This is a genomic window from Thermosipho sp. 1244 (assembly GCF_018588215.1).
Lineage (GTDB): Bacteria > Thermotogota > Thermotogae > Thermotogales > Fervidobacteriaceae > Thermosipho > Thermosipho affectus.
In genome coordinates this window covers 51,017-62,080 of the sequence record NZ_LNGA01000031.1, presented here as the reverse complement: position 1 = coordinate 62,080, position 11,064 = coordinate 51,017, and the positions used below count along the sequence as shown (strand labels likewise).

At 29.3% G+C, this 11,064-nt stretch carries 11 protein-coding genes; 5 read left to right on the top strand and 6 right to left on the bottom strand.

Annotated elements, in window-relative coordinates:
• Positions 1 to 19: 19 nt before the first annotated feature.
• The 5 genes from pyrE to AS157_RS07950 are packed head-to-tail and all read right to left on the bottom strand — an operon-like array spanning position 20 to position 3,734.
• Complete coding sequence (gene pyrE, locus AS157_RS07970) at positions 20 to 583, bottom strand: orotate phosphoribosyltransferase (RefSeq protein ID WP_077288915.1); 564 nt, start codon at positions 581 to 583, stop codon at positions 20 to 22.
• The gene (pyrF, locus tag AS157_RS07965; RefSeq protein ID WP_077288914.1) at positions 580 to 1,185 is read right to left on the bottom strand and encodes an orotidine-5'-phosphate decarboxylase; all 606 of its coding nucleotides are present in this window, start codon (positions 1,183 to 1,185) and stop codon (positions 580 to 582) included. The genes pyrE and pyrF overlap by 4 nt, the downstream gene beginning before the upstream one ends.
• Positions 1,182 to 1,997 carry a tRNA-dihydrouridine synthase gene (locus AS157_RS07960; RefSeq protein WP_077288913.1) on the bottom strand — a complete coding sequence of 272 codons (816 nt, stop codon included), beginning with the start codon at positions 1,995 to 1,997 and terminating at the stop codon, positions 1,182 to 1,184. The genes pyrF and AS157_RS07960 overlap by 4 nt, the downstream gene beginning before the upstream one ends.
• On the bottom strand, positions 1,994 to 2,638 hold the full coding sequence (locus AS157_RS07955; protein ID WP_077288912.1) for an iron-sulfur cluster-binding protein: 645 nt from the start codon (positions 2,636 to 2,638) through the stop codon (positions 1,994 to 1,996). Before AS157_RS07955 ends, AS157_RS07960 begins: the two co-directional genes overlap by 4 nt.
• Entirely contained in the window at positions 2,616 to 3,734 is a 1,119-nt protein-coding gene (locus AS157_RS07950) for a dihydroorotase (RefSeq protein WP_077288911.1), read from the bottom strand. The genes AS157_RS07955 and AS157_RS07950 overlap by 23 nt, the downstream gene beginning before the upstream one ends.
• A 297-nt stretch (positions 3,735 to 4,031) precedes the next feature.
• On the opposite strand from AS157_RS07950, the gene AS157_RS07945 reads away from it, so the two are divergent.
• The gene (locus AS157_RS07945) at positions 4,032 to 5,063 is read left to right on the top strand and encodes a hypothetical protein (protein ID WP_077288910.1); all 1,032 of its coding nucleotides are present in this window, start codon (positions 4,032 to 4,034) and stop codon (positions 5,061 to 5,063) included.
• On the opposite strand, the gene ispG is transcribed toward AS157_RS07945, so the two are convergent.
• Positions 5,041 to 6,069 (bottom strand): flavodoxin-dependent (E)-4-hydroxy-3-methylbut-2-enyl-diphosphate synthase, encoded by a 1,029-nt coding sequence (gene ispG, locus AS157_RS07940; RefSeq protein WP_077288909.1) that lies wholly within the window; start codon positions 6,067 to 6,069, stop codon positions 5,041 to 5,043. The genes AS157_RS07945 and ispG overlap by 23 nt on opposite strands.
• 42 nt (positions 6,070 to 6,111) lie before the next feature.
• Here ispG and AS157_RS07935 point away from each other — a divergent pair, with 42 nt between their 5' ends.
• The 4 genes from AS157_RS07935 to AS157_RS07920 are packed head-to-tail and all read left to right on the top strand — an operon-like array spanning position 6,112 to position 11,061.
• Complete coding sequence (locus AS157_RS07935) at positions 6,112 to 7,758, top strand: HD domain-containing phosphohydrolase (protein WP_231450281.1); 1,647 nt, start codon at positions 6,112 to 6,114, stop codon at positions 7,756 to 7,758.
• Positions 7,755 to 9,143: a GGDEF domain-containing response regulator gene (locus AS157_RS09750; protein ID WP_077288908.1), complete on the top strand. Its 1,389-nt coding sequence runs from the start codon at positions 7,755 to 7,757 to the stop codon at positions 9,141 to 9,143. Before AS157_RS07935 ends, AS157_RS09750 begins: the two co-directional genes overlap by 4 nt.
• Positions 9,112 to 10,620 (top strand): M50 family metallopeptidase, encoded by a 1,509-nt coding sequence (locus tag AS157_RS07925; protein WP_197023160.1) that lies wholly within the window; start codon positions 9,112 to 9,114, stop codon positions 10,618 to 10,620. Before AS157_RS09750 ends, AS157_RS07925 begins: the two co-directional genes overlap by 32 nt.
• Before the next feature lie 9 nt (positions 10,621 to 10,629).
• The gene (locus tag AS157_RS07920) at positions 10,630 to 11,061 is read left to right on the top strand and encodes a GNAT family N-acetyltransferase (protein ID WP_077288907.1); all 432 of its coding nucleotides are present in this window, start codon (positions 10,630 to 10,632) and stop codon (positions 11,059 to 11,061) included.
• The last annotated feature ends 3 nt before the right edge of the window (positions 11,062 to 11,064 follow it).

Genomic DNA, 11,064 nt, shown 5'->3' with positions numbered 1-11,064 from the left:
AGGCTTTCGCCTGCTTTTTTTATTTTATGAACCTACTCCCTGGTTTTTCAGCTGGAATTTGTTCTTTACATAATGGGCATTCTTCTTTTTTATATATTGGAATGTTGATTTTTAAAAGATATTCGTATGGTACTTCAAATGGATTATTATCAGACCTGTTTATTATTGAACCAATACAGCATACTTTTCCATTATTTTCTTTTACTATCTCTATTACTTCTTTTACTGATTTTCCAGTTGTTATTACATCTTCTACTATTGCTACCTTTTCTCCTTCGTTTATTTTGAAACCTCTTCTTAGTGTCATTTTTTTGTTTTCCCTTTCTGCGAAAATATTCCTTTTGTTTAGGTATTTTGCTACTATGTATGCTATATGTATTCCTCCCATAGTGGGTCCAATTATGAGATCAGGGTTGTATTTTTCCAATTTTTCTGCTAGCATTTTTCCTACTAATTCTCCGTATTTTGGATACTCAAATATTCTTGCACATTGAATGTATTTTTCCGAATGGTTACCGGATGATAAAATAAAATGTCCATTTAAAAGGGCCCCTGTTTTTTCTAAAATTTCTTCTATTTTCATATTAATTCCTCCTTTATTTTTTGAATTTTTTCTTTTGGATTTTTCGAGAGATAAATTTCTCTACCAAGTACTACGAAATCTGCAATATTTTTTACTTGAGCAAGAGTTATAACATCTTTTTGATCATCTGATTTTACTTCCATTCTTATGCCAGGTACTAAAAATTTTCCATTAAGTTTTTTTCTCAATTTTATTGCCCATTTTCCTGGGAGAACGAATGAACTTTTTAAGTTTTCTAGTTCAAAAATTTTATCAATGTAGTTTTCCAAATTCCCTTCTTGTGAAGTTAGTTTGATTACTGAAAATATTAGTTTATCAGTTGCATTTAGGGCAGCTTTTACGCTTTCTACACCAGCTGCACTATGGACTGTAAAACCAATAATTGCGGGATGGTCCCAACTTTTTATTGAACGCTCTACTGTGGAAGGAATATCACAAAATTTTAAGTCTAATATGACCTTGAGGTTTAGATTGTAGAGAGCATCAAGAATTTTTTTACCGTTAATTGCAAGATTGTGCCCTACTTTTACTGTTTCGAAGCTACCTACTTCTTTTATAAACTCCAATGGTTTTTGCATATCCAAACTTAATACTGGTATCATTTTTTCACTCCTTTCAAATATTTTCCTATTTTTTCAACAACAGTTGGATCTTTAAAGAGTGCACTTCCTATGGAAATAGCGTTTGCACCTATTTTTAGAAATTCATCTGCATCTTTTTCCGTATAAATTCCACCTGAAGCTATTATATAAATATCTTTTAATCTTTTTCTTGTTTCATATATTGCACGTAATGAGATAGGTTTTAGAATTGGACCGGAAATGCCTCCTATAATTACCTTTCCATTTTCTATTATTAACCCTCTTACACAATTTATAAGAGTTATTCCTTCCCATTTGTGTTTGGCTACTATCTGTGAAGAAGTTTCAATAAAGTTTCCTTCTATACTTAATTTAGCAATTAAAAAGGTATTTGGAAGTATTTTTCTCACTTTTTTTAAAATTTCTTCCCATTCATCTTTGTTTGAGATAATTGATAATCCCCCTTTTTTTACATTTGGGCAAGAAAAGTTAAATTCTATTGCTTCGAAATATTGTGCATATGGAGCAATAATTTCTGCAATTTTTATATATTCTTCTTTTGTATCTTCACCAAGACTTAATATAGTTTTAACATTTAATCTGTATCTTTCTACATTTTCAATAAAATGGCTTATGCCAGGATTTTCAAGACCTATACTGTTAATTACAAAATTTTCTTTATCTCGCATTCTTGGGGGAGGATTTCCTTTTTTGGGATTTAAAGTTATAGTTTTCAGCGTATAAGCTCCTATATATTCTGGATTTATTAATTTTAAATATTCCCCGCTTCCTCCAGGGCCTGAGGCTATGATTAATGGTGGGTTAAGATTCATAGTTCATCCCTCCTAAATATGGGGCCATCTGTACATATATGTTTAACCCCGTTTTTTGTGAAAACTGCACAACTTTTACATGCTCCAATTCCACATCCCATATATTCTTCTAAAGATACATAAATGTTATTTGATTCAATTTTGGAAAGCACAAAATTTTCCATTGCCTTTGATCCTGATATTAAATACCAGTCGTATTTTTTTAAATTTTCCACTTTATTTGCAAATTCTACATCACCTGTTGCAAATTCAAATGGTATTTTGTATTCAAGAGGTGTTTTACTGCCGACAAGTACATTACAGTTATATTCTTTTGTTATTAAATTTGCAAGGGTTATACATGTTGGAGAGATAATTACCATTCCTTTTCCAGACGGTGGTATAAATTTTTTTCCAAGTGGAAAATGGGCCTTTATATTATTTTGTGTTTTTACTATGTATTCGGTTCCTTTACCTTTAATTTGTACGGAAATTGCAGGATGATTATTCCAAGTGCCAAGTATAAAAGGCTTTCTTACTAAATTTTTTGTTTCGATCATTATAAATTGACCTAATTCAAACTTTATGTTTTCAAATGTAACTATATAAGTGTCTTTGTTTAATTTAATAACATCTTTTTTAGTCAAGTAAGTATTCTCCATTCCAATACCCCCATTGTCCTTTTATTTTTACTCCGATTATTTTCCCCTTGAGTTTCATGCCGTCAAATGCACAATTTTTTCCTTTACTTAAAAATTTGCTGCTATCTACTATATAGGTTTGGTTTAGATCTATTATTACTAAATTTTCATTGGAAAATTTGTATTTTATTCCCAATCTTTTCCTTGGATTTTTACATAGTTTATCAACAACTAAGAAAACATCTTCAAGTGCAGTGTAAAAAGCAGAAAATGCTATTTCTATATTTGAAGTACCGTATGGTGCTTTTTCAAAGTCATCTGTTTTTTTCGGATGGGGAGCATGATCAGTGGCTAGTATGTCTATTTTATCCTTTTTTACAGCTGTTTTTAAAAATTCTATTGTTTTCCTATCACACAGTGGAGGATTAATTTTAAAATTTGAATTTGATATGTCTTCATTTGAAATTAATAAGTGATGAGGTGTTACTTCTGAGGTTATATGGGCATATCTTTTTAAAAAATCGATAATTTCTATTGAATATTTTGAAGAAATGTGTTGTATGTGAAAATCTTTAAAGTTGAACTCAATCCCTGTAAGTACAGTTCTAGATATAGCAATTGCTTCGTTTGTTATTGGTCTTTTGGGAATATTGTTTATTTTTCTATAGAACATCCCTTTGTTTTCAAATATTTGACTGTGGTCCAAAACTAAAGCAGGAGTTTTTTTGGAAAAATTTTTAACTAAATCGTTGTATGTATATTCAATTCCGTCTGTCGAATAACATAGGATATTTCCTGAAGGTTCTTGGTTCCCAAATAAAGAAGTGGTTCTATAAAATTTTACATAGTTTTTTTTAGTTAACTGTTCGTGTGTCTTGTGTATTTCTTTTGTTTCAAGGCGTGGATTTGTATTTGGTTGTATCAATACCTCTGAAAATCCACCGACAATACATGCCTTTTGCAGAGATTTATAATTTTCTTGGTCTTTTAATAATCTAACGTGTGTGTGAAAGTCAAAAAATGTAGGAACGCAGATTAAGTTTTTTCCTCTTATTTTTTTTGGTATTTCAATATCTTCATAGAATATCTTTTTTTCAAAAGGATCGTAAATTTTTATATTTATATTTCCACCCCCCTGAAAATAAAGAAAATGGGGCCAAAAGCCCCATTTTCAGGTGTTTTTTATGTAATATTTATTTTCCTTTTTATTGAAGAATAAAATCTTCATACTTTACCCCCCCACAAATTTTTCAATTACTTTTATATCATATTTTTCTTCGATAATCAAGTATCATTATACAATTTGTTAACTGTGAATTTAGAGTCTTTTATTTTATTAGCATTGTTTGTTTTTATATTTATTTTGTTTGAGAAGAAAGCTTTTTATTGTAGAATTATATAAAGAGGTGAATGTATGAGATTAAAAATAAATGTTGATGAAATGAAGAAAGCCCTAAAGTTAATAGACAAAGTGGTGGGAAGTGTTGAAAAAATAAATAGAAAAGTTGGTTTTTCTTACAATAGTGGTTATTTAAGCATGTTTGGTAGTGATGGTTGTTTGACGGTTAAATTTATTGTTTCTGAAATGAATCCAACTACACTTTCATTTACTTTACCACTTGATATTTTAAAATTTTTTATATATGAACTTTCAGGAGATATAAATATTTATTCAGATGGTAGATATGTATTTTTAAAGGCAAAAGATGAGAATTTAAAATTAAAAATTGAGGATTTTCATTTGAAAGATTTTGAAGATAGGTATGAAAAACTTTTAGATATTTCAAGAAGTACATTTTTAAATGACCTTGATTTTGTATCTTCGCACCTTGAAGAAGGGAATTTTGTAGATTTATTTTTTGGTAATGGTTTTAGATTAGTTGCTGAAAACAATGGAATAATTAATTATGTAAGGAGAGATAGAAAAAGTTCTACTTTTTCATGGAGGATACCGTATTATTCTTCAAGACATCTAATAAAAGCACTACAGTTATTAAGAGGAAATGATCTTGAATTGGGATATGGATTAAGACATATGGTATTAAAAAGTGATCAACTTTTTAATGTATGTGGTGAAAATCTGAATGAAGGAATGATTTATTTACTTGAAGAAGAATTTTCCAATGCAAAAGAATTTATGCGTATTAGCTTGAAAAATTTAAAAAGATTTTTAAGAAGATCTATGATTTCTGGTAGGTATTCTCGATTAAAGTTGGTGGGTAATTCAGCGGGATTATTCTTTTTTGCATCTTCACCTGATATGGAATATAAAGGTCATCTTGAAATTTCATCGCCTGAAAAATTTCAAACAATAACTAATGCATATTTTTTAAGATCTGCATTAAATAGATTGGGAAGTGAAAATTTAATTTTTTTGAAATCTAGAAAATATCTTTTAATATCTACTGTTAACAAGAAAAGGTTTATTTTTCTTCCCCTGTATTGATATGTTTTTCCAATATATCTATTATTTCTTCAGATTTGAATTGTCCTATAATTTCCCCATCTTTAAATAATATAAATCCATTTGGAATACCTGCTATTCCAATATCCGCATCTTTTCCTTCGCCAATCCCGTTAACGACACATCCCAACACCGCTATTTTAATATTTTTGTTTGAGAATCTTTGTTCCAAGATATTTGCCCAATTTTCAACGTCAATATTTGTGCGTGCACAAGTTGGACAGGCAATTATTTGTGGGCCTTTTCTTAAATTTAAAGATATAAGTATTTTTTTTGCAACAATTACTTCGTTTACGGGATCACCGGCAATTGAAATTCTAATTGTATCTCCAATACCGTTGTATAGAAGATATCCAAGTGCAATTGATGATTTTATTAAAGCCCATTCGTATGTACCAGCTTCTGTAACTCCTAAGTGTAATGGATATTCTGTGATGTTATAAATTTTTTCGTATGCTTGTATAGTCTCTTTTACATCTGAACTCTTTACTGATATTACTATATTGTAAAATCCCAAAGATTCTAAAATTTTAACTTCTTTAAGTGCAGATTCACAAAGTGCGTCAACTTTTGAAAGGTGTGCAAATTCATTTGAAATTGAACCGGAATTTGCTCCAACCCTTATTGGTATATTATACTCATTTGCAACTTTTACTATTTCTTTTACTTTTTCTTTATTTCCTATATTTCCAGGGTTTATTCTAATCTTTTTGGCACCGTTTTTGATGCTTTCTATTGCAAGTTTGTAGTCATAGTGTATATCAGCTATTACGGGTATTGGAGATTTTTTTGTAATATTTTTAAGTGCTTTTGCCGCTTCAAATGTTGGAATTGAAACTCTTACTAATTCACAGCCTACTTTGTACAATCTATTTATTTGTAATAGTGTTTCTTCAATGTTTTCCGTGTTTGTGTTTGTCATAGATTGAATGACAATTGGATTTTTTCCACCTATTTTTACATTTCCTATATTAATTTCTTTTTTCATTTCAATCCCCCTATGTGATAAAATATTTATTGAGGTGATAGTATGAAAATCTCTCATTTTTTACTCTTAGATCTAAGAAAAAATTTTTTGTTTTTGATTTTTCTGTTTTTAATATTTACCATCTCAACTCTAATTTTACTATTTTATGTTGAAAAAAACAACGTGGAAATAATTTCCAAAATGCTTGTAAGTGAGTTAGAAGAAGGTGATAAATCGTTATTTAAATTTTTAGAAGAAAAAAGTGGGAATAATTTGTTTGTAACACCTGTTAAGGAAAAAAGAATATTTTCCGTGGTTTCAAGTTTTGAATATGCTGGAAAAGTGATATATGTTTTTAAAGATATTTCCTTTGAAATTTTAATATTTTTAATTCTTTCGTTTTTGTTTTTTATAATATATTTTTTAATGTTTTTTAATTTACGAGGAACGATTTACAAAGATTCTTTAAATATAACTAATAAATTGGCAAAAATTGAGGGAAGTTTAAATTATTTTCAAAATTATCTTGAATATTCTCCAATTGAAGAGGATATGGAATTTGAAGAATTTGAAAGTATAAAAAGGAGTATAAACTATTTACAAGAAGTTGTTGTAGAGAATGAAGAGGAAATTTTGAAATCTATGGAAGATATAGAAAAGTCAAAAAAAGAAGTGGAAGAACTTAATAAATTTTTGATTTCCATATACGAAATTTTAGCTAAAATAAATCCAAAAGATAGTGTGGAAAATATAGCTCAGTTCATTTTAGAAAAGATAATTCCCTTGTTTAAAGACGTAAATGCGGGAAGTATTATTTTAAAACAAGATGAAAAATACAAATATTTTGCACAATTTGGATATGATGAAAAATTGAAAGAATTTGAGTTTAGCAATGAAGACAATGTTTTAGCACTAAAATACGAAGGATATGTAAGTGGAGAATTTTTAAGAGAGGTAAATAAAAATGAAGATTTTAGCGAAAAATTTAAAGAAATAGGGAGTGATAAGATAAAATCTTTGTATGTTATTCCAATATATGTTGAAAATGAAAGAATGGGTGCAATATGCTTAGATTCATTTGTTTCAGAGAATTTGAATTTACCAAAGTATGTTGATATTTTTGGAAAGATTTTTGGTAATTTTTTGATTTTAAAGGTACTTGAAAATGATTTTAATAAGATGTTTTTTGAGGTCTTAGAATTCTTTGCGGTGAGTGTTGATGAAAGAGTAGGAAAGAAACACTCAAAGGTAGTTGCAAAGCTTTCTAAAAAGGTTGCAAAAGAATTTGGAGTAGATCCTGAGAAAACATGGAAAGCGGCGATTTTGCATGATATTGGGAAAATAATGATTAGTGATAGGGTGTTTAAAAAACCTGGTAGGTTAACTAAAGATGAGTTAGATAAGATAAAAGAACATGTCAGTTATGGTTATGAACTTTTAAATAGATTTAGATTTTTTAAAGATATAGCAAATATTGTTTTGTATCATCATGAAAGGTGTGATGGGAATGGATATCTTGGTTTAAAATGTGAAGAAATTCCGATAGAAAGTAGGATAATATCAGTTGCGGATGCATTTTATACTATGAAAATAAAGGGGTTTAAAGTTGAAGATATATTTGTTCTGTTAGAAAAAGACGTAGAAAATGGAAAATTTGATGGTAAAATAGTGAAAAAGTTAAAAGAAATAGTAAAGGAGAGAAATTTGTGAAGAAAGTACTTGTTATTGATGATAGTAAACTTTGGAGGGAATTTTTTAAGTTTGAGTTAGGGAAATTAGGTTATGAAGTAGAAGTTGCAGTTGATGGTTTAGATGGTTTGAATAAATTTTTTTCAATTCTTCCAGATGTAGTAATAGCGGACTATACAATGCCCAAAATGAACGGAATTCACGTAGCGCGTTTTATACGATCATATCCGCAATTTAAAAATGTAGGTATAGTTATTGTAACTGCGGAAAATGAGACTATAAATAAATTTTGGGCAATTAAAAGTGGTGTAAATCTTTATTTAAAAAAATCTATGGATAGAGAGTTAATTTTAAATGAGTTAAAAAACTTTTTGGATAGGGATTATCATTTAGAATTAAATTATGAAATCTTTAATTTGAAAAAGAGATCTTTTAGGGATCTTTTAGATATTCTTGAGGAGAGTTTGAGAAATGAGTTGCTTGTTTCTGAGGTATATAGTTTTTTAGAATACCTAGAAGATGAAAGATATTTATTTGAGAGAATTTATTCTCTTTTGAATGAAATCATGGAAATTATATCTTTACATGTGTTGATCTTAAATATTGAAAATGTAAGAATTTATTCATTTTCTGGTAATGATGATTTCTTCAATAAACAGAATGTAAAAGATATCTTAATGTCGTCATTTGAAAAACCTGTAACTTCTTTAAACTGGTATTATAATGGAAATTACAACAATCAAGGGAGAGAATTAAAGGAATTTATCACCATCAATTTAGTGTATAAGGGTAATGAACAAGCAGTTTTACTACTTGAAGGTGTGAAAAGAAAGAATGAATTTTACAATTTAATATCTACAGCTGTTCAACCATTGTCTTTGGTTGCAAAACTTTTGAACGAGTATAACTTAAGTAAGTCAAAAATAGAGAAAGATGCGCTGACTAAAGTTTACAGCAAGGCGTTTATAATGGAAAAATTAAATGAATTACTTCGTATGTCTTTGAGACAAAAGATTCCTCTGTCGGTTGCTATGATAGATATAGATGACTTTAAGAAGGTGAATGATACACATGGGCATGTTAAAGGAGATGAAGTTTTAAAAAAAGTTGCAGGTATAATAAATGAAAATTTAAGGGATAGTGATTATGTTGGAAGGTATGGTGGTGAGGAGTTTCTTGTTATTTTTCCTTCCACACAATGTAAAGATGCAAAACACGTTTTAGAAAGAGTTTTAAATAAGGTTAGAGAGTTTAATTGGTCGTCTCTTGGGATTGATATGGTTACGTTTAGTGCTGGGGTGTGTTGTAAACCAAAAAGGTCTATGTTGGCTTTCGTTAAAGAAGCAGATAAAAATCTTTATAAGGCGAAAAGAAATGGAAAAAATCAAATATGCGGAGGTGATTAATATTTTAACGTTTGTTTCTTTTGTTTTGGTTTTTATGTTTGTCGTTGTTGTACATGAGTTTGGACATTTTTTATTTGCAAAAATTTTCAAAGTGGGTGTTTTGGAATTTTCAATTGGTTTTGGCCCGGCTCTTTTAAGAAAGAAGTTTAAGGAGACTTTGTTTAGAATAAATATAATACCTTTTGGTGGATATGTTAGATTAAAAGGTGAGGACTTTGATGAAGAAGTAGAAGATGGACTTTATGCAAAACCAGCTTGGCAAAGACTTTTAATTGCTTTTGCAGGACCTTTATTTTCCATACTTGCTGCTTATATACTATTTATACCTATAGTTACTAATTGGGGAGTTCCTGCTGTTACTGTGGGAAAGGTTATTGATAATTCTCCTGCTGCCGAATATGGTTTGAAAGACGGAGATGTAATCTTGAAAGTTAATGGAAAAAGGGTGTTTGATTCCATAGAAGTTAGTGAACAAATTTCTAAGGGAAAAGTTGTGGAATTTCAAATCTTAAGAGATGATAAAGTAATTACCATCTCTATTCCACCACGTATTACTCCATCTGAATATATATTTGTGTTAGATGATGTGTACGGTGATATAAAAGGAAGTGTAAAAAAGATTAATGGATTTACTCCTGGTGTGAATTTGCAATTGAAAAATGGAGAATTTATTGAATTAGAAGATAATTTTGGAAACACTTTATCTGGAGTTGTTGTAAGTTATTCTTTTGTAGGTGAAAGACCTACAATAGGTTTTTATTATGCGGGATTCGAGTCTGTTATTAATAAAGATATTTCACCGTTTCATACAGGTGATCGAATAGTTAAAGTAAATTCTATGGAAATAAGAGATTATGTTTCACTTTTGAACCTTGTTTCAAGGTTAGGACTAAAACAAAACCAAATGTATATAGATGTTTGGGGAAATAAAATAAAGACAAAGTTGTTACCCTTGGAGGATAATTTAGAAATTGTTGTAATGAGAGATGGAACTGAAAAAAAATTAAACATGAAACGTGAAGATTTTTCAAAGTTAATTACTACTCCTGGATTTTTCAAACAAGAACAGAAATATTTGAAACCTAAAAATTTATTTGATGCTGTTTCATTGGCCATCCAAAGGTGTAATTCAGCTGCAAAGACCATTTGGAAAGCGTTTGGAAAGTTGTTTTTAGGAAAAGGTGTAAATCAAGTTGCAGGACCTGTGGGTATTGCGGTTATAGTAGGTGAAGCTGCAAAAGCGGGATGGGAGACTATTTTAACAGTGGTTGCATTGTTTACGCTTAATTTAGGTATTTTTAACTTACTTCCTTTGCCTGCGCTAGATGGTGGGAGAATAGTATTTTCTTTAATTGAGATAATAACAAGAAAAAAGGTAAATAGGAGGATTGAAGCAATAGTTCATACAATTGGTTTTTTTGTATTAATGGCACTTGCGTTTTATTTTATGTTTGCAGATTTTACAAGATTCTTTTAAGGTGAAAATATGATAATGGAAATATCAGATAAAGAGTTGTTAAAAATTGAAAGTAATGATTTAAAATACTTTTCTGAAACAAGAATTATAGATATTCCACGAAGGGTGGTTTTGAATTTTTTTGAAAGTATTCCTATTGGTTTTGTAACTTTTAATGTGCGCTATTTTAATAGAAATGCGTATATAACTTATTATGTAAAGAGTGATATGCGAGGAAAAGGGCATGGAAAGGTTATATTGAAAAAAGCTATAGATTATGCATTTGATGAAATGAATTTAAACAGGTTGACAGCTGAAGTGTATGAATACAACGAGATATCCATTTATTTATTGGAAGAACTTGGATTTGTAAAAGAAGGTGTTTTAAGAAAAGCAAAATACAGTCAGGGGAGGTACTTTGATATATACGTGTATGGATTGTTAAAAGATGAGCGGCGTTAATGC